The sequence below is a fragment of the Pseudomonas flexibilis genome (assembly GCF_000806415.1).
Taxonomy (GTDB): Bacteria; Pseudomonadota; Gammaproteobacteria; order Pseudomonadales; family Pseudomonadaceae; genus Serpens; species Serpens flexibilis.
In genome coordinates, this window is sequence record NZ_JTAK01000004.1 from 288,628 (window position 1) to 311,438 (window position 22,811).

General features: G+C 67.0%; 13 protein-coding genes. 8 read left to right on the forward strand and 5 right to left on the reverse strand.

Annotation, left to right across the window (positions count from 1 at the left end):
• Positions 1–82: 82 nt before the first annotated feature.
• From PT85_RS10545 to selO, 3 genes are read left to right on the forward strand one after another with little or no spacing between them, the layout of a single operon-like run.
• The gene (locus PT85_RS10545; protein WP_039606619.1) at positions 83–1,831 is read left to right on the forward strand and encodes a potassium/proton antiporter; all 1,749 of its coding nucleotides are present in this window, start codon (positions 83–85) and stop codon (positions 1,829–1,831) included.
• Positions 1,832–1,881: 50 nt separating this feature from the next.
• The gene (mscK, locus tag PT85_RS10550; protein ID WP_039606779.1) at positions 1,882–5,208 is read left to right on the forward strand and encodes a mechanosensitive channel MscK; all 3,327 of its coding nucleotides are present in this window, start codon (positions 1,882–1,884) and stop codon (positions 5,206–5,208) included.
• Between the two features lie 8 nt (positions 5,209–5,216).
• Positions 5,217–6,665: a protein adenylyltransferase SelO gene (gene selO, locus PT85_RS10555; RefSeq protein WP_027591661.1), complete on the forward strand. Its 1,449-nt coding sequence runs from the start codon at positions 5,217–5,219 to the stop codon at positions 6,663–6,665.
• Between the two features lie 139 nt (positions 6,666–6,804).
• Here selO and PT85_RS10560 read toward each other — a convergent pair whose 3' ends face one another.
• Positions 6,805–8,256, reverse strand: coding sequence for a YdgA family protein (locus tag PT85_RS10560; RefSeq protein WP_027591660.1), 1,452 nt, complete (start codon positions 8,254–8,256; stop codon positions 6,805–6,807).
• A gap of 217 nt (positions 8,257–8,473) precedes the next feature.
• Between PT85_RS10560 and PT85_RS10565 the strand changes: the two genes are divergently transcribed.
• From PT85_RS10565 to PT85_RS10585, 5 genes are all read left to right on the forward strand, one after another.
• The gene (locus tag PT85_RS10565; protein WP_027591659.1) at positions 8,474–9,451 is read left to right on the forward strand and encodes a sulfite exporter TauE/SafE family protein; all 978 of its coding nucleotides are present in this window, start codon (positions 8,474–8,476) and stop codon (positions 9,449–9,451) included.
• Between the two features lie 114 nt (positions 9,452–9,565).
• Positions 9,566–10,843, forward strand: a complete 1,278-nt coding sequence (locus PT85_RS10570; protein WP_039606620.1) for a bifunctional O-acetylhomoserine aminocarboxypropyltransferase/cysteine synthase — start codon at positions 9,566–9,568, stop codon at positions 10,841–10,843.
• A gap of 214 nt (positions 10,844–11,057) precedes the next feature.
• On the forward strand, positions 11,058–11,492 hold the full coding sequence (gene trxC / locus PT85_RS10575; RefSeq protein ID WP_039606621.1) for a thioredoxin TrxC: 435 nt from the start codon (positions 11,058–11,060) through the stop codon (positions 11,490–11,492).
• A 105-nt stretch (positions 11,493–11,597) separates the two neighbouring features.
• Entirely contained in the window at positions 11,598–13,466 is a 1,869-nt protein-coding gene (locus PT85_RS10580; protein ID WP_027591656.1) for a 1-acyl-sn-glycerol-3-phosphate acyltransferase, read from the forward strand.
• 80 nt (positions 13,467–13,546) lie between these two features.
• Entirely contained in the window at positions 13,547–14,323 is a 777-nt protein-coding gene (locus tag PT85_RS10585) for a universal stress protein (protein WP_037009776.1), read from the forward strand.
• Between the two features lie 74 nt (positions 14,324–14,397).
• Here PT85_RS10585 and PT85_RS10590 read toward each other — a convergent pair whose 3' ends face one another.
• The 4 genes from PT85_RS10590 to gltB form a co-directional block, all read right to left on the reverse strand.
• A complete protein-coding gene (locus PT85_RS10590) occupies positions 14,398–15,168 on the reverse strand; it encodes a ParA family protein (RefSeq protein ID WP_027591654.1) in 771 nt (256 codons plus the stop codon).
• Positions 15,169–15,328: 160 nt separating this feature from the next.
• A complete protein-coding gene (hemE, locus tag PT85_RS10595; RefSeq protein ID WP_039559185.1) occupies positions 15,329–16,393 on the reverse strand; it encodes a uroporphyrinogen decarboxylase in 1,065 nt (354 codons plus the stop codon).
• Positions 16,394–16,532: 139 nt separating this feature from the next.
• Positions 16,533–17,954: an FAD-dependent oxidoreductase gene (locus tag PT85_RS10600; protein ID WP_027591652.1), complete on the reverse strand. Its 1,422-nt coding sequence runs from the start codon at positions 17,952–17,954 to the stop codon at positions 16,533–16,535.
• A gap of 89 nt (positions 17,955–18,043) precedes the next feature.
• Positions 18,044–22,492 (reverse strand): glutamate synthase large subunit, encoded by a 4,449-nt coding sequence (gene gltB, locus PT85_RS10605; RefSeq protein WP_039606622.1) that lies wholly within the window; start codon positions 22,490–22,492, stop codon positions 18,044–18,046.
• Between the last annotated feature and the right edge of the window lie 319 nt (positions 22,493–22,811).

Below are 22,811 nucleotides of genomic sequence, written 5' to 3' on the forward strand. Positions count from 1 at the left end.
TAAGCGCTTGATATTCGAGGGCTTATTGACATAGCGTCGCTCTTCGAAACCCGACACAGTCAGACGAGAAGGAGCGACGCCTTTGGACGCCAGCAGCATCAACGGCCTGTTCTTCATTGGCGCGCTTCTGGTGGCCAGCAGCATCCTGGTGAGCTCGTTCTCCACCCGCATCGGCATCCCGGTGCTGGTCATCTTCCTGGCCGTGGGCATGCTGGCCGGCGTCGACGGCATCGGCGGCATCGTCTTCAACGATTACTCACTGGCGTACCTGGTCAGCAACCTGGCGCTGGCGGTGATCCTGCTGGACGGCGGCATCCGCACCCGCGCCGCCACCTTCCGCGTGGCGTTGTGGCCAGCCATGTCGCTGGCCACCGTCGGGGTGATGATCACCGCCGGCCTGACCGGCATCGCCGCCGCCTGGCTGTTCAACCTGACCCTGCTGGAAGGCCTGCTGATCGGCGCCATCGTCGGCTCCACCGACGCCGCGGTGGTGTTCAACCTGCTCAACGGCAAGGGGCTGAACGAGCGGGTCGGCTCCACCCTGGAAATCGAATCGGGCAGCAACGACCCGATGGCGATGTTCCTCACCGTGTCGCTGATCGCCATGATCGCCACCGGTGAAGCCGATTTCGGCCTCGGCTTCCTGGTCAGCCTGATCCAGCAGTTCGGCCTGGGCATCGTGCTGGGCCTGGCCGGCGGCTGGCTGCTGCTGCAGCTGATCAACCGCATCGAGATCGCCAGCGGCCTGTACCCGCTGCTGGCGGTGAGCGGCGGCATCATGATCTACGCCATCGCCAGCGCCATCGGTGGCAGCGGCATCCTCGCCGTGTACGTCTGCGGCCTGCTGCTGGGCAACCGGCCGATCCGCAACCGCCACGGCATCCTGCACATGTTCGACGGCCTGGCCTGGCTAAGCCAGATCGGCATGTTCCTGGTGCTCGGCCTGCTGCTGACGCCCAGCGAGCTGCTGCCCATCGCCGTACCGGCCCTGGCGCTGTCGCTGTGGATGATCTTCTTCGCCCGCCCGCTGTCGGTGTTCATCGGCCTGCTGCCGTTCAAGGGCTTCAACCTGCGTGAGCGCAGCTTCATCTCCTGGATCGGCCTGCGCGGCGCGGTCCCGGTCATTCTCGCGGTGTTCCCGCTGATGGCCGGGCTGGAAAATGCCCAGCTGTTCTTCAACGTGGCCTTCTTCATCGTGCTGGTGTCGTTGCTGCTGCAGGGCAGCACCCTGCCGTGGGCGGCCCGCAAGGCGCGGGTGGAAGTGCCGCCGTCGCCGTCGCCGATTTCCCGTACCGGCCTGGAAGTACACCCCACCAGCCCCTGGGAACTGTTCGTCTATCGCCTGGGCGAGAAGAAGTGGTACATCGGCGCGCCGCTGCGCGCGCTGAACATGCCTGCCGGCACCCGCATCGCGGCGCTGTTCCGTGGCCAGCAGTTGCTGCACCCCAGCGGCAGCACCACCCTGCAGGTGGGTGACATCCTCTGCGTGATCGGCCAGGAAGAAGACCTGCCCACCCTCGGCAATCTGTTCAGCCAACCGCCCAAGCGCGGCCAAGACCTGCACTTCTTCGGCGACTTCATCCTCGAAGGCTCGGCCGAGCTGGGCGCGATCGCTGCCGTGTACGGGCTGAACCTGGGTGAAGAGGCCGGCGACATGCCGCTCGGACAGTTCATCGCCCGGCGCCTGGGCAGCGAACCCGTGGTAGGCGATCAGGTCGAATGGAACGGCCTGACCTGGACCGTCGCCAAGATGGACGGTCCGCGCATCCGCAAGATCGGCCTGAAATTCCCCGAGGGCAGCAAATCCCTGCCGCCGGGGCCGTCCTTCTAGCCAGAGGCCGGCGCGCATTGCGCGCCGGCCCGCCGTTCACCGACCAGCCCATGCCCCTGATTCGTTCGCTGTTCCTCCTGCTACTCGTCTGCCTTCCCCTGCATGCTGCCGAACCGCCCAGCCGGGAGTCCGTCGAGGCTGCCCTGGCGGCCCTGCCGGATCGCAAACTGCCGGAGAGCGAGCAGTTGCAGGTGCAGCAGACCCTTGAACAGACGCTCGCGCAGCTGGCCCGCCAGGACGAGTTGCGCGAGCGGATCAGCGCCCTGGAACGGGAGCTGGCCGACGCGCCCGAGCAGATCAGCGAGGCCCGCCGCGCCTATGAGGAACTGCAGGCCCGGCCACAGAGCGATCCGGCGCGGGAGCAGGCCGGCGCCCAGATCGTCGAGCTGGAGATCATCCTCGACGCGCGCAACCAGCAGCTGACCGAGTGGCAACAGGAGTTGACCGCCGCCAACAGCCTGGTCATCAATGCGCAGACACGTCCAGAGCGGGCACAGACCGAGATCAGCGGCAACCAGGCGCGCATGCAGAAACTGCAGGCAGCCCTCAAGGACGACCGCCTGGACGGCCAGGCGCTCAGCGCCGAACAGCGCGACCTGCTGACGGCCGAGCTGGCCACCCTGACCCTCAGCAATGAATTCAGCCGCCGCGCCCTGGCCGGCAACGACACCCTGCTGGACCTGGGCAGCCGTCGCCGCGAGCTGCTCACCACGCGCATCGAGCGCCTGGAGCAGGAGATCCTCGCCCTGCAGGAACTGATCAACACCAAGCGCCTGGCGCAGTCCGAGCAGGCCCGCGAGCAGGCGACCCGGGAAGCCCACAGCGCCAGCCCGGATCGCCTGATCGCCCAGGAAACCGCGCGCAATCTGCAATTGACCGATCACCTGCTGCGCATTACCGACCGCCTCAACGAGGTGACCCAGGCCAACCTGCGCACCCGCCAGCGCCTGGAAAGCCTGACGCAGAGCGAACAGGTGCTCGGCGAGCAGATCGAGGCGCTCAAGGGCAGTCTGCTGCTGGCGCAGATCCTCATGGAACAGAAGCGCCGCCTGCCGCAGGTGGAGGTGGATGGCAAGCTGGCGAACGAGATCGCCGACATCCGCCTCTACCAGTTCGAGCTCAACCAGAATCGCGAGCAACTGTCCAACCCGCGTAACTTCGTCGACCGCCTGCTCGCCGACAGCGGCGAACCCGCCAATGATCGGCTGCGCGATGCTCTGCTGGAGCTGATGAACAGCCGGATCGACCTGGCCGACCGCCTGGCGCGGGAACTCAACGCTTTGCTTGGCGAAGCGGTGAGCCTGCAGCTCAACCAGCGCCAGCTGCGCGACCTGGCCAGCCGACTGAGCAATACCCTGGAAGAACAGCTGTTCTGGATTCCCAGCCACCCACCGCTGAAGCTGGACTGGTGGAAGCGCCTGCCGGGCCGGCTGGTCGAGCAGACCGCGCGCCTGGACTGGCAGGGCGTCCTCGGCGAGCTGGCCAACGGACTGCTGAGCCGCCCCTGGGTGTTCCTGCCGCTGCTGCTCAGCGCCCTGTTGATCACCCAGCGCCGGCTGTGGCGACGCAAACTGCACGCCCTGCATGAGGACATCGGCCACGTGCAGCGCGACAGCCAGAGCCACACGCCGCTGGCCATCCTGTTCAACCTGCTGCAGGCCCTGCCCGTCAGTCTAATGCTGGCGTTGGGCGGCTATGCCCTGCAGATCGATGCGCGCGGCCAGAACGCTCACCTGGGGGCCGCGCTGTACGCCATGGCCGGCGCCTGGCTGGTGCTGTACACCGCGCACCAGATACTCGCGCCGGGCGGGGTGGCCGAGCGACATTTCGGCTGGAGCCGCGCCCAGGTGACGTTCCTGCATCGTCAGATGCGCTGGCTGGGCATCGTGCTGCTGATCCTGGTCGGCGTGGTGGCGTTCGCCGAGAACCAGCCGGGCGTGCTCGACCAGGACGTGCTGGGCGTGACCCTGCTGCTGGTCGGTTTCGCCCTGCTGACCTGGCTGCTGGCCCGCCTGATGTTCCAGGGCCCGCAGAGTCGCGAGGCGCCGCCGCTGCGCCGGCTGCTCGGCGCGCTGGTCGCCCTGCTGCCCTTGCTGCTGATGGCGGCGATCTTCGCCGGCTACTACTACACGGCGCTCAAACTGAGCGGCCGGCTGATCGATACCCTCTATGCCCTGCTGCTCTGGGTGCTGCTGGAAGCCCTGCTGGCGCGTGGCCTGGCGGTGGCGGCCCGGCGCCTGGCCTGGCAGCGCGCGCAGGCCCGCCGCGAAACTGAGGCGCAGACGCCGGAGGGCGTCGACGGCGTGGCGGCGCCCGTCGAGGAGCCCGGGCTGGCCATCGAGCAGGTCAACCAGCAATCCCTGCGGCTGATCCGCCTGGGCCTGTTCGCCGGCCTGCTGGCGGTGCTCTGGTGGGTCTGGGCCGACCTGCTGACGGTGTTCAGCTACCTGGATACCGTCACCCTCTACGAATTCACCCAGGGCAGCGGCGCCACCGCCAGCCTGCGGCCGATCAGCCTGCTCGACCTGCTGGGCTCGCTGCTGATCGTCGGCCTGACCCTGGTGCTGGCGCGTAACCTGCCGGGCCTGCTGGAAGTGCTGGTGCTGTCGCGCATGCGCCTGGGGCAGGGCAGCGCCTATGCCACCACCACGCTGCTGTCCTACCTGATCATGGGCGTCGGCATCGTCACCACGCTGTCCACCCTGGGAGTCAGCTGGGACAAGCTGCAGTGGCTGGTGGCGGCGCTGTCGGTGGGCATCGGCTTCGGCATGCAGGAGATCATCGCCAACTTCATCTCCGGCCTGATCATCCTGTTCGAGCGCCCGGTGCGCATCGGCGACCTGGTGACCATCGGCAACGTCACCGGCTCGGTGAACCGCATCCGCATCCGCGCCACCCACATCGTCGACGCCGACCGCAAGGTGGTGGTGGTGCCCAACAAGACCTTCATCACCGACCAGCTGATCAACTGGACGCTGAGCGACACCGTCACCCGCCTGGTGCTGAAGGTCGGTGTCGGCTATGGCTCGGACCTGGAGCTGGTGCGTCGCCTGCTTTATCAGGCAGCCCACGAGAACGTGCGGGTCATGCGTGACCCCGAGCCGCTGGTGCTGTTCCAGACCTTCGGCGAAAGCACGCTGGACCACGACCTGATCATCCATGTGCGCGAACTGGGCGACCGGGGCCGAGCCACCGACGAGATCAACCGGCGCATCGAGCAGCTGTTCCGCGAGCACGGCATCGAGATCGCCTTCCGACAGGTCGACGTGTTCGTGAAGAACCTGGAGGGGCAGGAAGCGCAGATCGGCCAAACGGCCGTGCTGGGCGCCGCTGGCGCGGCCACCGAGCAGCCGATCCCACCGCCGGCCAAACCCTGAGGTTGCCCATGAAACGCCTGGACCAGTTGCACTTCGACAACCGTTTCGCGCGGCTGGGCGATGACTTCTCCACCGCCGTGCAGCCCGAGCCCATCGCCGAGCCACGCCTGGCCATCGCCAGTGAGGCGGCCCTGGCGCTGCTCGATCTGGACCCGGCCGAAGCGCAGCGGCCGGAATTCGTCCGGCTATTCTCCGGCAATGCGCTGTGGCGCGACGCCGAACCCAGGGCGATGGTCTATTCCGGGCACCAGTTCGGCGTCTACAACCCGCGCCTGGGTGATGGTCGCGGGCTGCTGCTGGGCGAAGTGGTCAACGAGGCCGGTGAGCACTGGGACCTGCACCTGAAAGGCGCCGGCTCGACGCCCTACTCACGCATGGGCGATGGCCGCGCGGTGCTGCGCAGTTCCATCCGCGAATTCCTGGCCAGCGAATACCTGGCGGCCCTCGGTGTTCCCACTACACGCGCGCTGTGTGTGGTGGCCTCGGCGACGCCGGTGTGGCGCGAGCGCAAGGAAACCGCCGCCATGCTGCTGCGCCTGTCGCCCAGCCATATCCGCTTCGGCCACTTCGAGTACTTCTATTACACGCGCCAGCATGGGGCGCTGCGCCAGTTGCTGGACTTCACCCGCGCCAACCATTTCCCGGACTGCGCCGATGACGCGGCGTTGTTCCGCGCGGTGGTCGAACGCACCGCCGAGATGATCGCCGCCTGGCAGGCCTACGGTTTCTGCCACGGGGTGATGAACACCGACAACCTGTCGATCCTCGGCCTGACCTTCGACTTCGGCCCCTACGCCTTTCTGGATGATTTCGACGCGCGCTTCATCTGCAACCACTCCGACGACACGGGGCGCTACAGCTTCGAGAACCAGGTGCCCATCGCCCACTGGAACCTGTCGGCGCTGGCCCAGGCGCTGACGCCGTTCGTACCGGTGGAGGCGCTGCGCGAGACCCTCGGCCTGTTCCTGCCGCTGTACCAGGCGCACTGGCTGGACCGCATGCGCCGTAGGCTGGGCTTCACCCAGGCCGAGGAGGCGGATACAGAGCTGATCCAGCGCCTGCTGCAACTGATGCAGGGCGGCGCGGTGGATTACCCGAACTTCTTTCGCGCGCTGGGCGAACAACCCGCCGAAGCGGCGGTGGGCACGCTGCGCGAGGAGTTCGTCGATCTGGCTGGTTTCGACGCCTGGGCCGCCGACTACTGCGCCCGGGTGGCGCGCGAAGGCGGCTCGGCCGAGGCGCGCCGTGCGCGCATGCACGCGGTGAACCCGCGCTACAGCCTGCGCAACTACCTGGCCCAGCAGGCCATCGAAGCCGCCGAGGCCGGCGACTTCGCGCCGCTGCACGAGCTGCACGCGGTGCTCAGTCGCCCCTTCGAGGAACAGCCCGGCAAGGAGCGCTACACCGAGCGCCCACCGGAATGGGGCAAGCACCTGGAAATCAGTTGCTCGTCCTGATGAAGCAGGTAGGGCGGTCAGCGTTTTTCTGGCCGCTATCAGGTTGCGCGCGGGGGCCATGGTGGACAAGGACAACGTTGTCCACCCTACGGGCTGGTCCAGCCGCCGCTGCAACCACCGGGCGTCACGGCGGGCAGTCCTATTCGATTGCCACGCCGCCGCCAGCCAGCAGGCCCAGCATGGCGAGGAACTCCTCCAGCGGACGGGTCTGGCCGTTCAGTGTCACCTGGCCGTCGGCATAGTCCAGACGGGTCTGGAGGGTGTCACCCTGCAGGGTGGCCAGTTCCATACCCACCGCCATGTCGCCGGCCATCTCGGCCAGCATGTCGGCTTCCATGGCCACCGCCTGCGGGTCGAGGCTGGCATCGAACAGCGCCTGGTAGCCCACCAGGTCGCGAATGCTGACCTTGGGCAGGTCCAGCTGCAGGTTGAGGCGGGAGACCAGTTGCTGGATCAGCACTTCCGGCGGCAGCGCCTCACCCATCGCCGGCTTGCTCAGGCCCAGCTGCAGGCTCAGGCGACTCTCCGCGTTGGCGGTCTTCAGCGACAGACTGTCCAGGCTGAGGCTGGGCCGGCTGTCGAGCAAAGACTCCAGCGCAGCCTTGAGATGCTGTTCCTGGGCATGGCTGAAGCCCTCATGCTCGGGGTCGCTTTCCAGAGTCTCGGCATAGCTGGCGATCAGGTCCGCCAGTGCAACGATCGCCCCGGCATTCAGGTCGCGGGCACTCCAGTCCATGCGCAACGCGCCCAGCGGCTGCTCCGCATAGCTCAGTCCCGCCAGTTCGAGGGTCAGGTCGGCGGCCAGCAGGTCGTCCGTCTGGCTCAGGCGATCACGCTGGGCCAGCTCGGTCAGCACCAGCGGTTCCAGGCCCGGCCAGTGCACATCCAGCCGCTCGAGCGTCACCGATTGCTCGCCGAGGAACAGGCCGGACGGCCCCTTGTGGCGGTCGAAAACCACCTGCAGTCCCTGCAGGCCCACACGCGTCGGCTGCTCACCGAGGGTGCTGAGCTCCAGACGGTCGAAATGCCCGCTACCCGTCACCTGCTCGGCGGAGCCCTCGAATTCGCCCTGGAAACCGCTGAAGCTGAGGTGTGTCTCGCCGTCGGCGAAGCGCAGCGGCGCGACCTCCAGACGCACGCTGGCCTCCAGGTCGTAGCCCAGCGTGGTCTGGATGCGCAACGGTTCGCCACCTTCGGCCTGCCTGAACCACGGCGCGGTCAGCGCGGTTTCCTCCAGGCGCGTCTGGCTGTGCGACAGCACTGGCAGCAGGCGCAGGGTGCTCAGGCGCGACAAGGGCAGCGGGCCGTGCTCGATGTGCTCGACCAGTACCAGTTCGGAGGCGGGCCATTCGTGGGCCAGTTCGCCCAGGTCGAGCTGGTAGCGGGCGACGCTGGAAAACACCCCGCGCTCCAGGGAGGTCAGGCTGAGCTGCACCTCGCTGCCCGGCAGCTGGCGCGCCAGTTCCTGGTTGGCTTCGGCGATCTTTTCGGGGAGAAGGGTTTCCAGCTGAGTGCCGGTGTACCAGGCACCGGCGGTCACCGCGGCACCGGCCACCAGCAGAACGACGGCGGCTATCCCTGTTTTCTTCATGGTTGGACTCTTCTGTGAGGCGGGGGCCCTGCCCCCGAAAGCGACGGAGGGTGGCCATCTTATCGTCCCTGGAGCCTTCGGCTTGAATACAGCGCTCGTTTCCTGCGCGCCGGACTTAGAACCTCAAGGCATAACTTACAAGCGAAACATACTTGGACGTGCTAAACCCGGCTCGCTAAGGTCGCCGTCGATTTGTGATTGCCCACGGCCCGCCCCCATGAAGATTCGCTCCATCGACCTCAGCGACTCCCCGCTCAACGCGGAGCACACCCGGCTGGGGCTGCCGCCGATCGAGGACACCATCAGCCATCCGGACAATCACCCGGCGCTGCGCATCGCCATGTGGGCGGCCCTGGCAATCCTCGCCAGCCTGCTGTCGGTGCTGGCCTGGCGGCTGTTCTTCGGCGACAACGGCGGGCTGAGCGGCCTGGAGATCATCGACCGCACCCTGCACAGCCCGGCATTCTGGAGTGCCGTGGCGGTCGGCTTTCTCGCCCAGGTGGTGGACGGTGCGCTCGGCATGGCCTACGGCATCACTGCCACCAGCTTCCTGCTCAGCGCCGGGGCCAGTCCGGCGGCGGCCAGCGCCAGCGTGCATATCGCCGAGGTGTTCACCACCGGCCTGTCCGGAATTTCTCACGTGAAGCTCGGCAATGTCAGCCGCCGGCTGTTCCTCAGCCTGCTGCTGCCCGGCATGCTCGGCGCCTTCCTCGGCGCCCTGTTGATCACCCAGTTCGATGGCGCGGTAATGAAGCCTTTCATTTCCGCCTACCTGCTGCTGATGGGCCTGTACATCCTGTGCAAGGCCTGCCGTCAGGTTTTCCAGCGCAAGGCGCCCCGGCATGTCGGCAAGCTGGCGCTGTTCGGCGGTTTCGTGGATGCCGCCGGGGGCGGCGGCTGGGGTCCGGTGGTGACCAGCAGCCTGATCGGCTCGGGCAGCGACCCGCGCACCACCATCGGCTCGGTGAATTTCGCGGAGTTCTTCCTCACCCTGGCCAGCGCGGCCTCGTTCATCCTGCTGGCCGGCGAGCCGAGCACCTGGATGATGGTGGCCGGCCTGGTGTTTGGCGGCCTGTTCGCCGCGCCCTTTGCCGCCCTGTTGTGCAGGAAGCTGCCGGCCCGCACCTTGCTGATTGTCGTCGGCCTGCTGATTACCGCGATAAGCGCTTACAACATCTATTCCTCGGTGTTCTAAATCGGCAGAAAACGATCTAACTCGCCAACGGCTCAGGCTGACTCAGGGCATTGACCGCCCCAGACGGTCTGGCCATGCTGCGCTCCACACGAAAACCAACAACAAGGACCCTGCATGAAAGCGGAAACCCTGGCCATCCACGCCGGCTACAGCCCGGACCCGACCACCAAGGCCGTGGCGGTGCCCATCTACCAGACCACTTCCTACGCCTTCGACGACACCCAGCATGGCGCCGACCTGTTCGACCTGAAGGTGGCCGGCAACATCTACACGCGCATCATGAACCCCACCACCGACGTGCTGGAAAAGCGCGTGGCGGCGCTGGAAGGCGGCGTGGCGGCGCTGGCGGTGGCCTCGGGCATGGCGGCGATCACCTACGCGATCCAGACCATCGCCGGCGTGGGCGACAACATCGTCTCGGTGGCCAAGCTGTACGGCGGCACCTACAACCTGTTCGCCCACACCCTGCCGCGCCAGGGCATCCAGGTGCGCTTCGCGCCCCACGACGACATCGCCGCGCTGGAAGCGCTGATCGACGACAACACCAAGGCGGTGTTCTGCGAGTCCATCGGCAACCCGGCCGGCAACATCATCGACCTCAAGGCGCTGGCCGATGCCGCGCACCGCCATGGCGTGCCGCTGATCGTCGACAACACCGTGGCCACGCCGATCCTGTGCCGGCCGTTCGAACATGGCGCCGACATCGTGGTGCACTCGCTGACCAAGTACATCGGCGGCCATGGCACCAGCATCGGCGGCATCGTGGTGGACTCCGGCAAATTCCCCTGGGCCGAGAACAAGGCGCGCTTCCCGCTGCTCAACACCCCGGACGTGTCCTACCACGGCGTGACCTATACCGAGGCCTTCGGCCCGGCCGCGTTCATCGGCCGCTGCCGCGTGGTGCCGCTGCGCAACATGGGCGCCGCGCTGTCGCCGTTCAACGCCTTCCTGATCCTGCAGGGCCTGGAAACCCTGGCGCTGCGCATGGAGCGCCACTGCGAGAACGCCCAGAAGGTCGCCGAGTTCCTCAAGGGCCACCCGCAGGTCAGCTGGGTGCAGTTCGCCGGCCTGGCGGAGCACCCGGAGCACGCGCTGGCGCAGCGCTACATGGACGGCAAGCCGGCATCGATCATGTCCTTCGGCATCAAGGGTGGCGAAGCCGCCGCAGCGAAGTTCATCGACGCCCTCAAGCTGGTGGTGCGCCTGGTGAACATCGGCGACGCCAAGTCGCTGGCCTGCCATCCGGCCTCCACCACACACCGTCAGTTGAACGACGAGGAACTGGCACGCGCCGGCGTCTCCCGCGACCTGGTGCGCCTGTCGATCGGCATCGAGCATATCGATGACATCCTCGAAGACCTGACCCAGGCGCTGGAAGCGGCGAAAGGCTAAGACTGGCTGCCTGCACTCGTAGGGTGGACAACGCTTTTCTTGTCCACCCTCGCGCCGGTACGGCGCGCCTCGCCGGCCGCGCCTTGGCGCGTTGGTGGATCGGTGAAGCGCGATCCACCCTACGTCCATAACACCCCGCGCAGGCCCGCCCCGTTGATTTCTCCCCTTCCCGGCTCCACCTAAAGGGCATTGCCCATTTCCCGGAGCCTTCTGCATGTCCGACACCCTGCTGGTGCCCTGCGCGTCCTGCGCCGGGCTGAACCGTATTCCCGCCGATCGCCTGCACGATGCGCCGCGCTGTGGGCGCTGCAAGTCCGCCGTGCTGCCGGCGGCGCCGTTCGATCTCGACCAGGCCTCGTTCGCCAGCCAGCTCAAGGGCGACCTGCCGCTGCTGGTGGATGTCTGGGCCAGTTGGTGCGGGCCGTGCCGCAGCTTCGCGCCGACCTTCGCCCAGGCCGCCCGCGAGCTGCAGGGCAGATGCCGGCTGGCCAAGCTGGACAGCGAGGCCAACCCGCAGCTGGCCGGGCAACTGGGCATCCGCTCGATTCCCAGCCTGCTGCTGTTCAAGGACGGTCGCGAGGTGGCCCGCCAGAGCGGCGCCATGCCGCTACCGCAGCTGCTCGCCTGGCTGCGCCAGCAGGGGATCTGATCACAGGCCGGCGCGCCTGACATGGGTCTGTCGCCTCAGTGGCGATATGCTATGGGCCGAACGGGGCCGTGAGCGGCCCCTCGGCCTTGTTCACGGATGGAAACCATGTCCTCGTCGTCCCAGTTCAGCCTCCTGCGCAGCCGGCGTTTCCTGCCGTTCTTCCTGACCCAGGCGCTCGGCGCCTTCAACGACAACCTGTTCAAGCAGGCGATCATCCTCGCCATCCTGTTCAAGCTGACCCTGTCCGGCAGCGCCGACACCCTGGTCAACCTCTGCGCGCTGCTGTTCGTGCTGCCGTTCTTCCTGTTCTCGGCGTTCGGCGGCCAACTGGGCGAGAAGTACGCCAAGGACTGGCTGATCCGCCGCCTCAAGCTGCTCGAGCTGGCGCTGATGCTGCTCGGCGCACTGGCCTTCTGGCTGGGCAGCGTGCCGCTGATGCTGCTGGCGCTGTTCGCCATGGGCACCCAGTCGGCACTGTTCGGCCCGGTGAAGTACTCGATCCTGCCGCAGCACCTGGACGACACCGAACTGGTCGGCGGCAACGCGCTGGTGGAGTCCGGCACCTTCCTGGCGATCCTGCTCGGCACCCTGGGCGCCGGCCTGCTGCTCGCGCGCGCGGACTACAGCCTGTGGATCGGCGCCAGCCTGGTGACAGTGGCGCTGCTCGGCTACCTGGCCAGCCGCGGCATCCCCGCCGCCCCGGCGGCGCTGCCGGGCCTGAGGTTCGACTGGAACATTCCCCGGCAGACCTGGCGCACCCTGCGCATGGGCCTGACCCGCCGCCCAGCGGTTTCGCGCTCGCTGCTCGGCAATTCCTGGTTCTGGCTGCTCGGCGCGGTGTACCTGACGCAGATCCCCGCGCTGGCCCGCGACTGGCTGCACGGCGACGAAAGCGTGGCGACGCTGATCCTGCTGGTGTTCTCGGTGGGCATCGCGCTCGGCTCGATGCTCTGCGAGCGGCTCAGCGGCCACAAGGTGGAGATTGGCCTGGTGCCCTTCGGCTCGCTGGGCCTGAGCCTGTTCGGCCTGCTGCTGGCCTGGCACGTCGCCAGCTTCCCGGGCGGCGCGCCCCACGACTGGCTGACGCTGCTGGCCAGCGCGCCGGGGCGCGCCATCCTCCTCGACATCCTCGGCCTGGGCGTCTTCGGCGGCTTTTACATCGTGCCGCTGTACGCACTGATCCAGTCGCGCAGCGAGCCGGACGAGCGCGCCCGGGTGATCGCCGCCAACAACATCCTCAACGCGCTGTTCATGGTGCTGGCGGCGCTGCTCGCCATCGCAGTGCTGGACTGGGCCGGGCTGGGCATTCCCGAGCTGTTCCTGATCGTCTCGCTGCTTAACCTGGCGGTGAACGGCTACATCTTCACCATCGTTCCCGAGTTCAGCATGCGCTTCATCATCTGGCTGCTCGGCCACACCCTGTACCGGGTCGAGCACCGCAACCTGGAGGCGATCCCCGACGAGGGCGCCGCGCTGCTGGTGTGCAACCACGTGTCGTTCGTCGACGCGCTGCTGCTCGGCGGCGCCATCCGTCGCCCGGTGCGCTTCGTCATGTACTACCGCATCTACAACCTGCCGGTGCTCAACTTCGTGTTCCGCACCGCCGGCGCGGTGCCCATCGCCGCCCAGCACGAGGATCGCGCGATCTACGAGCAGGCCTTCGCGCGCATCAAGGCCTACCTGGAGGCCGGCGAAGTGGTGTGCATCTTCCCGGAGGGCAAGCTGACCACCACCGGCGAGCTGAACGAGTTCAAGGGCGGCGTCGAGCTGATCCTGCGCGACACGCCGGTGCCGGTGATCCCGCTGGCGCTGCGCGGGCTGTGGGGCAGCTTCTTCAGCCGCGACCCGGCGCGCCGGCCGTTCCGCCGCATCTGGTCGCGGGTCACCCTGGTGGCCGGCGAACCGCTGGCGCCGGACACCGACCGGCTGACCCTACAGCAGCGGGTCGCCGAACTGCGCGGTGCGGCGCTATGACCTGACCCAGGGCAGCCCGACGGGGCTGCCCTCTGCTAGGCTGTCGGCTCGAAACGGCAGCCTCAACTCAGGTGTTCACCATGCACATTCTCATCGCCCACGACCTGACCCCGGAGGCCGACCTGGCCCTGCAGCGCGCCGCCCAGCTGGCCCGCCAGCTGGAGGGTCGCCTGACCCTGCTGCATGTGCAGGAGCGGGAAACCGATCCGCAGCCGCTGCGTGAGCGCCTGCAGGCCCTGGGGCTGCCGGGCGCCGAGCTGCGTATCGCCAAGGGTCAACCGTCGGCCACCATCGCCAGCCAGGCGGAAGGCGTCGGCGCCGATCTGCTGGTGCTGGGCGCCCATCACAAGTCCAGCCCCGAGCTGTTCGCCGGCACCACTCTGGAACGCCTGGCGCGCAGCAGCCGCATTCCGCTGCTGCTGGCCATCAACCGGGATGTGTCGCCCTATCAGCGGGCGCTGGTGGCGCTGGACTTCTCGCAGTGCGCCTGCGCCGCCCTGCACCAGGCGCATCGACTGTTGCCCAGCGAGGCCGAGCTGTACGCGCTGAACGTGTTCGAGGTCGCGCCGAGCAAGGCGGCCGAACAGCAGGAGGATCTCGACCTGCAGTGCAGCCTGTTCAGCCGTCTGGTGGCGGACGAACAGGCGCGCCTGGCACCGCCCGGTCGGGTACTCGAATACGGTGTGCGCAGCGGCGAACGCGGCGCCTGCCTGGCCGCGGCCATCGCCGAACGACGGCCGCAGCTGCTGGCGCTGGGCAAGCACACCCGCAGCCTGATGGGCGACGCGCTGCTCGGCGGCATGGCCCAGGACCTGCTGCGCCAGCCGCCCTGCGACATCCTGATCAGCCGAGGCTAGAGTCGGAAAAGCGCCGCAACTTCGGTCGGGTTCCTTTCTGCGGCCGGAAAAGCGCCGACCGCCTACGGCGCGTTTCAGCTATCTGCGTTCAGATGCCGGTGCAGCTCGACGAACTGCTGGCTGAGCTTGTGCTTCGGGTCCAGGTGGATCAGCGGCATGCACGCCTGGTGCGACTCGCGCATCTTCACCGAGCTGTTCAGGTACACCGGCAGCACCGGCATGCCCTCGGCGATCAGCTCGTCGAGCATCTGCTGCGGCAGGCTGGCGCGCGGCTGGAACTGGTTGACCACGATGCCCTCCACCTGCAGCTTCTCGTTGTGGTCCTCGCGCAGTTCGTCGATTTCCTCCAAGAGGCCGTACAGCGCCTGGCGCGAGAAGCTGTCGCAGTCGAACGGAATCAGCACGCGGTCGGCGGCGATCAGCGCCGAGACGGTGTAGAAGTTCAGCGCCGGCGGGGTGTCCAGGTAGATGTGGTCGTAGTCCGCCGACAGCTCGCTGAGCAGTTTGCGCAGCTTGTTGATCTTGTGCTTCTGCTCCAGCTTGGGCTGCAGCTCGGCCAGTTCGGGGGTGGCGGTGACCAGGTGAAGGTTGTCGAATGGCGTCTCGTAGATGTCCACGCGGCCCTTCCTGGTCAGCCCGGAGGACAGTACCTGCTTGAAGAAATCGGCGATGCCGACCGGTAGCTCGTTGCCGCTCAGCCCGGTCAGGTAGTGGCTGGAATTGCCTTGGGCATCCAGGTCGATCAGCAGGGTGCGATAGCCCTCGGCGGCGCTTACGGCGGCGAGGTTGCAGGCGATGCTCGACTTGCCGACGCCGCCTTTCTGGTTGAACACGACTCGCCGCATGCTGGTCTCCCCGATTCTGACAATGACCCTGGAGTCTATGTCATGACCTGCACCCGCGCGACCCCTACGGAAGGCTCAAGATCGGGCATTTCGCCAGGCGGGCCGAAATGAAAGAACGCCACATAAAGTGGCGTTCTTTTCAGGCGAAACCGCCAGCGACTCAGCGGTGGTACTGCGCCGACAGCTCGTGCACCGCCTCGATAAAGGCGCCGGCGTGGGCCGGATCGACCTCCGGGGTGATGCCATGGCCCAGGTTGAACACATGACCGGTGCCTTGGCCGTAGGCGGCCAGGATGCGACCCACCTCGGCGCGGATGGCGTCCGGCTTGGCGTACAGCACGCTGGGGTCCATGTTGCCCTGCAGCGCCACCTTGTCACCCACGCGAGCGCGGGCGTTGCCGATGTCGCAGGTCCAGTCCAGGCCCAGCGCCTCGGCGCCGGCCTCGGCCATGGATTCCAGCCACAGGCCGCCGCCCTTGGTGAACAGGATCACCGGGATCTGCCGACCGTCGTGCTCGCGGATCAGGCCGTCGACGATCTTCTTCATGTAGGCCAGGGAGAATTCCTGGTAGGCCGCCGCCGACAGGCTGCCGCCCCAGGAATCGAAGATCTGCACGGCCTGGGCGCCGGCCTTGATCTGGCCATTCAGGTAGCTGGTGACCGACTGGGCCAGCTTGTCCAGCAGGGCGTGCATGGCCTGCGGGTTTTCGTAAAGCATGGCCTTGGACTTGCGGAAGTCCTTGGAGGAGCCGCCTTCGACCATGTAGGTGGCCAGGGTCCAGGGGCTGCCGGAGAAGCCAATCAGCGGCACGCGGCCGTTCAGCTCACGGCGGATGGTGCGCACGGCATCCATCACGTAGCCCAGGTCCTTTTCCGGATCGGGGATCGGCAGCGCTTCGATGTCGGCCAGGCTGCGCACCACCTTCTTGAAGCGCGGGCCTTCGCCGGTTTCGAAGTACAGGCCCAGGCCCATGGCGTCCGGCACGGTGAGGATGTCGGAGAACAGGATCGCGGCATCCAGCGGGTAACGCTCCAGCGGCTGGAGGGTGACCTCGCAGGCCAGCTCCGGATTCATGCACAGGCTCATGAAGTCGCCGGCCTTGGCTCGGGTCGCCCGGTATTCCGGCAGGTAGCGGCCGGCCTGGCGCATCATCCACACCGGTGTCACGTCGACGGGTTGCTTGAGCAGGGCACGCAGGAAGCGATCGTTCTTCAGGGCAGTCATGTCCAGGTTCCAGCCAGAAAAGAGACCGGGCATTGTCGCAAAGCGCGCGACAAAAGGCACGGCGCGGGCCGGGCCTTTCATCTTTGGTTTGATCGGCGTCAGGCGGAGCAACCGGAGAAGGCTGGCCGACCGCAGGGCGTCACACGCCCAGGTAGTCGAGGATGCCCTCGGCGGCCTGACGGCCTTCATGGATGGCAGTGACTACCAGATCCGAGCCGCGCACCATGTCGCCGCCGGCGAATACCTTGGGGTTGCCGGTCTGGAACTTGAAGCGGCCCTGTTCCGGCGCGACCACCCGGCCCTGCTCGTCGGTGCCGATCTCGAAGTCCTGGAACCAGGCCGCCGGGCTGGGACGGAAGCCGAAAGCGATCACCACGGCGTCGGCCGGCAGGATCTGTTCGGAGCCCGGGATCGGCTCGGGGCTGCGGCGGCCACGGGCATCCGGCTCGCCCAGGCGGGTTTCCACCACCTTGACGCCTTCCACCCGATCTTCGCCGACGATGGCCACCGGCTGACGGTTGAACAGGAACTTCACGCCCTCGTCCTTGGCGTTCTTCACCTCGCGGCGCGAGCCCGGCATGTTCTTGGCGTCGCGGCGGTAGGCGCAGGTGACGCTCTTGGCGCCCTGGCGGATCGAGGTGCGGTTGCAGTCCATGGCGGTGTCGCCACCGCCGAGCACCACCACCTTCTTGCCCTTCATGTCGACGAAGTCGGCCGGCGATTTCTCGAAGCCCAGGTTGCGGTTGACGTTGGCCACCAGGAAATCCAGCGCGGCATGCACGCCCGGCAGATCCTCGCCGGGGATGCCGCCCTTCATGTAGGTGTAGGTGCCCATGCCCATGAACACCGCATCGAACTCGTCCAGCAGCTGCTGCATGCCGATGTCCTTGCCGATCTCGGTATTCAGGCGGAACTCGATGCCCATGCCGGTGAACACCTCGCGACGGCGCGCCAGTACCTGCTTCTCCAGCTTGAATTCGGGGATGCCAAAGGTCAGCAGGCCGCCAATCTCCGGGTTGCGGTCGAACACCACCGGCGTCACGCCGTTGCGCACCAGCACGTCGGCGCAGCCCAGGCCCGCCGGGCCGGCGCCGATCACCGCGACGCGCTTGCCGGTCGGCACCACATTGGACAGATCCGGGCGCCAGCCCATGGCGAAGGCGGTATCGGTGATGTACTTCTCCACCGAGCCGATGGTCACCGCGCCGAAGCCGGTGTCATTGAGGGTACAGGCGCCCTCGCACAGGCGGTCCTGCGGACAGACGCGGCCGCAGACTTCCGGCAGGGTGTTGGTCTGGTGGGAGAGCTCGGCAGCGGCCAGGATGTTGCCTTCCGAGACCAGCTTCAGCCAGTTCGGGATGTAGTTGTGCACCGGGCACTTCCACTCGCAATACGGGTTGCCGCACTCCAGGCAGCGGTGCGCCTGCTCGCTGGCCTCGTCGGGCTTGAAGGGCTCGTAGATCTCCACGAAGTTCTTCTTGCGCACGCGCAGCAGCTTCTTCTTCGGGTCCTGGCGATCAACGTCGACGAACTGGAAGTCGTTATGCAGACGTTCAGTCATGACTAAAAACCTCTTGGCAGCGGCGGACATCTTGGGTGCCCGCTCGCGGAATCTGGGTCGGGGCAGAAGGCTCTGCCCCGGGTCACGGGTTATTGCGGGTTGGCGCGGGTGCTGGCCAGCAGGCCCTTCAGGCTGGCGGCCTTGGGCTTGACCAGCCAGAAGCGACGCAGGTAGTCGTCGAGGTTCTCGGCCAGCTCGGTGCCCCACGGGCTGCCGGTCTCGGCGACGTACTCGGCAAGCACCTTCTGCAGGTGGCTGCGATAGCCTTCCATCGCCTCGCCGGTGATGCGCTGGATTTCCACCAGCTCGTGGTTCACCCGGTCGAAGAAGCTGTTGTCCTCGTCCAGCACGTAGGCGAAGCCGCCGGTCATGCCCGAGCCGAAGTTGTAGCCGGTACGCCCCAGTACGCAGACGAAGCCGCCGGTCATGTATTCGCAGCAGTGATCGCCGGTGCCTTCCACCACCGCATGGGCGCCGGAGTTGCGCACCGCGAAGCGCTCGCCCGCGGTGCCGGCGGCGAACAGCTTGCCGCCGGTGGCGCCATACAGGCAGGTGTTGCCAACGATGGCCGACACGCGGGTATCCAGTTGGCTGCCGGCCGGCGGGGTGATGACGATCTTGCCGCCGGTCATGCCCTTGCCGACATAGTCATTGGCGTCGCCCTGCAGGTACAGGTTCAGGCCGCCGGCGTTCCACACGCCGAAGCTCTGACCGGCGGTACCCTTGAAGCGGAAGGTGATCGGCGCATCGACCATGCCCTGGTTGCCGTGGCGACGGGCGATCTCGCCGGAGACCCGCGCGCCGATGGAGCGGTCGCAGTTGCAGATGGTCAGCGCGTACTCGCCGCCCAGCTTGTCGGCGATGGCCATGCCGGCCAGCTCGACCATCTTCTCGGCCAGCAGGCCGGGGTCGAAGGACGGGTTGCTTGCCACCTGGCAGAACTGCGGCTTGTCGGCCGGAATCAGGTCGCTGCCCAGGAGCGGCGTGAGGTCCAGATGACCCTGCTTCTCGGTTTCACCGGGGAGAATTTCCAGCAGGTCGGTGCGCCCGATCAGTTCTTCCAGGCTGCGCACGCCAAGACGCGCCAGCCACTCGCGGGTTTCGCTGGCAATGAAGGTGAAGAAGTTCACCACCATGTCCACGGTGCCGATGAAGTGGTCTTTGCGCAGCTGGTCATTCTGGGTAGCCACGCCGGTGGCGCAGTTGTTCAGGTGGCAGATGCGCAGGTACTTGCAGCCCAGGGCGATCATCGGCGCGGTGCCGAAGCCGAAGCTCTCGGCGCCGAGGATGGCGGCCTTGATCACGTCCAGGCCGGTCTTCAGGCCGCCGTCGGTCTGCACGCGTACCTTGCCGCGCAGGTCGTTGCCGCGCAGGGTCTGGTGCGCTTCGGAAAGGCCCAGCTCCCACGGCGAGCCGGCGTACTTGATGGAGGTCAGCGGCGAGGCGCCGGTGCCACCGTCGTAGCCGGAGATGGTGATCAGGTCGGCGTAGGCCTTGGCCACGCCAGCGGCGATGGTGCCCACACCCGGCTCGGCCACCAGCTTCACGGAGACCAGCGCCTTGGGGTTGACCTGCTTGAGGTCAAAGATCAGCTGCGCCAGGTCCTCGATGGAATAGATGTCATGGTGCGGCGGCGGGGAGATCAGCGTCACGCCGGGCACCGCATAGCGCAGGCGCGCGATCAGGCCGTTGACCTTGCCGCCGGGCAACTGACCACCCTCGCCCGGCTTGGCGCCCTGGGCCACCTTGATCTGCAGCACTTCGGCATTGACCAGGTACTCCGGGGTGACGCCGAAGCGGCCGGTGGCCACCTGCTTGATCTTCGAGCTCTTCAGGGTGCCGTAACGCGCCGGGTCCTCACCGCCCTCGCCGGAGTTGGAGCGCCCGCCGATGCGGTTCATGGCTTCAGCGATGGCTTCGTGGGCCTCCGGCGACAGCGCGCCCAGCGAGATGCCGGCGGCGTCGAAGCGCTTGAAGATCGATTCCAGGGGCTCGACCTCGTCGAGGCTCAGCGGCTGGGCGGCCTCCTTGACCTTGAGCAGGTCGCGCAGCATGGACACCGGACGGCTGTCCACCAGCGCGGTGTATTCCTTGAAGGTTGCGTAGTTACCGGTCTGCACCGCAGCCTGCAGGGTGTTCACCACATCCGGGTTGAAGGCGTGGTACTCGCCGCCGTGCACGAACTTCAGCAGGCCGCCCTGCTGGATGCCCTTGCGCGGGGTCCAGGCTTCGGCGGCGAGCAGCTTCTGTTCGTTTTCCAGGTCGACGAAGCGCGCCCCCTTGATGCGACTGGCCACGCCACGGAAGCTCAGCTCGACCACCTCGTCGGCGAGGCCGACCGCTTCGAACAGCTGGGCGCCCCGGTAGGAGGCCACGGTGGAGATGCCCATCTTCGAGAGGATCTTCAGCAGGCCCTTGGAGATGCCCTTGCGGTAGTACTTGAAGACTTCGTAGACGTCGCCCAGCACTTCGCCGGTGCGGATCAGGTCGGCCAGCACTTCATAGGCCAGGTACGGGTACACGGCGGTGGCGCCGAAGCCCAGCAGCACACCGAAGTGGTGCGGGTCACGGGCGGTGCCGGTTTCCACCAGGATGTTGCAGTCGCAGCGCAGGCCCTTCTCCACCAGGCGGTGGTGCACGGCGCCCACGGCCAGCGCGGCGTGCGCCGGCAGCTTGCCCGGGGCGATGTGGCGGTCGCTGAGGATCAGCAGCACCTTGCCGGCCTTGACCGCCGCTTCGGCCTGATCGGCGAAGCTGCGCACGGCGGCTTCCAGACCCACCGACTCGTCGTAGTTCAGCTCGATGACATGCCGTTCGAAGCCGGGACGGTCCAGCTCCATGATGGTCCGCCACTTGGCCGGGGAGATCACCGGGTTGCTGAGGATCGCGCGGTTGGCGTGTTCGGGGGTTTCCTCGAACACGTTGCGCTCGGCACCCAGGCAGGTTTCCAGCGACATGACGATGGCTTCGCGCAGCGGGTCGATCGGCGGGTTGGTGACCTGCGCGAACTGCTGGCGGAAGTAGTCGTACGGCGAGCGCACGCGGCGCGACAGCACGGCCATCGGCGTGTCGTCGCCCATCGAGCCCACGGCCTCCTGGCCCTGCTCGGCCAGCGGACGCAGCACCTGGTCACGCTCCTCGAAGGTGACCTGGAACATCTTCATGTAGCTCTTGAGCTGCTCGCTGCTGTACTGCGGGCCGCCGTGGTCGTTGTCGTCCAGGGTCGACTGGATGCGCAGGGCGTTCTGGCGCAGCCACTTCTTGTAGGGGTGGCGCGACTTCAGGCGGCTGTCGATGTCGTCGGTGTGCAGTACGTCGCCAGTGTGGGTATCCACGGCGAGGATCTGCCCCGGACCGACGCGCCCCTTGGCCAGCACGTCTTCGGGCTGGTAGTCCCAGACGCCGACTTCCGAGGCCAGGGTGATGTAGCCGTTCTTGGTGGTGACCCAGCGGGCCGGACGCAGGCCGTTGCGGTCGAGCAGGCAGACGGCGTGGCGACCGTCGGTGAGCACGATGCCGGCCGGGCCGTCCCACGGCTCCATGTGCATGGAGTTGTATTCGTAGAAGGCGCGGCGGTCGGCATCCATGGTGTCGACGTTTTGCCAGGCCGGCGGCATCAGCATGCGCAGGCCGCGGAACAGGTCCATGCCACCGGTCACCAGCAGCTCCAGCATGTTGTCCATGCTCGAGGAGTCGGAACCGACGCGGTTGACCAGCGGGCCCAGCTCCTGCAGGTCGGGGATCAGGTCGTTGGCGAACTTCAGGCGACGTGCCTGCGCCCAGTTGCGGTTGCCGGGAATGGTGTTGATCTCGCCGTTGTGGGCGAGGAAGCGGAACGGCTGGGCCAGCGGCCACTTCGGCAGGGTGTTGGTCGAGAAGCGCTGGTGGAACACCGCAATGGCGGTCTGCAGACGCTCGTCGTTGAGATCCGGGAAGAATGCCTGCAGGTCCTTCGGCATCATCAGGCCCTTGTAGATCAGGGTCTGCGCCGAAAAGCTGCACACGTAGTGGTCGGTATCGGCGGCGTTGGCCACCGAGGAGCGGCGCCGGGCGCGGAACAGCTGCACGGCGAACGCCGTGTCGGACAAGCCTGCGCCGCCTACGAACACCTGCTCGATCTGCGGCAGGCGTGCCAGCGCCAGTTCACCGAGCACGGAGGTATCCACCGGCACCTTGCGCCAGCCGATCAGCTGCAGGCCGGCGGCCTGGATCTCGCGGTTCATGTTGGCGCGCGCCGCTTCGGCCTTCACCGGGTCGGCGTTGAGGAACACCATGCCCACCGCGTACTGGGCCGGCAGCTCGACATTGAATTCCTCACGGGCCACCGCGCGCAGGAACAGGTCGGGCTTCTGGATGAGCAGGCCGCAACCGTCGCCGGTCTTGCCGTCGGCATTGATGCCGCCGCGGTGGGTCATGCAGGTCAGCGCCTGAATGGCAGTCTTGAGCAGGTGATGACTGGCCTCGCCCTGCATGTGGGCAATCAGGCCGAAGCCGCAGTTGTCCTTGAACGCTTCGGGTTGGTACAGACCTGCTTTCATAGGGGAATCTCGCCTGGCGGCCCTCACCGGGAAGGCACATTGCTTTCAAAATCAATCACTTGGCGCAGCGTTTCGGCCCCACTTGACAGGGACCGCAACGACTGAAACGGACGCCATCTTACACAGCGCCCCTGAGCCTCACAACGCAAAAATGACCGAAAACCGAAAGTTAATGTCGCAAAAGCGAACGATACAGGGAGAGCAGGTTGACACTGGGGATGCCTGAACGCCAGGCGCGGCGCGGCCTCCAGCTCGCTCCAGAGTCAGAAAGGCGAAATTTATTATCAGAAAAGCGACAGGGAGGGGAGTCCGCATGTCG

What these genes read in the sequence shown, in the direction of transcription:
- mscK (WP_039606779.1), top strand. Translation starts at nt 1,882, where the DNA reads ATGCCCCTGATTCGTTCGCTGTTCCTCCTGCTACTCGTCTGCCTTCCC.
- selO (WP_027591661.1), top strand. Translation starts at nt 5,217, where the DNA reads ATGAAACGCCTGGACCAGTTGCACTTCGACAACCGTTTCGCGCGGCTG.
- PT85_RS10560 (WP_027591660.1), bottom strand. Translation starts at nt 8,256, where the DNA reads ATGAAGAAAACAGGGATAGCCGCCGTCGTTCTGCTGGTGGCCGGTGCC.
- PT85_RS10565 (WP_027591659.1), top strand. Translation starts at nt 8,474, where the DNA reads ATGAAGATTCGCTCCATCGACCTCAGCGACTCCCCGCTCAACGCGGAG.
- PT85_RS10570 (WP_039606620.1), top strand. Translation starts at nt 9,566, where the DNA reads ATGAAAGCGGAAACCCTGGCCATCCACGCCGGCTACAGCCCGGACCCG.
- trxC (WP_039606621.1), top strand. Translation starts at nt 11,058, where the DNA reads ATGTCCGACACCCTGCTGGTGCCCTGCGCGTCCTGCGCCGGGCTGAAC.
- PT85_RS10580 (WP_027591656.1), top strand. Translation starts at nt 11,598, where the DNA reads ATGTCCTCGTCGTCCCAGTTCAGCCTCCTGCGCAGCCGGCGTTTCCTG.
- PT85_RS10585 (WP_037009776.1), top strand. Translation starts at nt 13,547, where the DNA reads ATGCACATTCTCATCGCCCACGACCTGACCCCGGAGGCCGACCTGGCC.
- PT85_RS10590 (WP_027591654.1), bottom strand. Translation starts at nt 15,168, where the DNA reads ATGCGGCGAGTCGTGTTCAACCAGAAAGGCGGCGTCGGCAAGTCGAGC.
- hemE (WP_039559185.1), bottom strand. Translation starts at nt 16,393, where the DNA reads ATGACTGCCCTGAAGAACGATCGCTTCCTGCGTGCCCTGCTCAAGCAA.
- PT85_RS10600 (WP_027591652.1), bottom strand. Translation starts at nt 17,954, where the DNA reads ATGACTGAACGTCTGCATAACGACTTCCAGTTCGTCGACGTTGATCGC.
- gltB (WP_039606622.1), bottom strand. Translation starts at nt 22,492, where the DNA reads ATGAAAGCAGGTCTGTACCAACCCGAAGCGTTCAAGGACAACTGCGGC.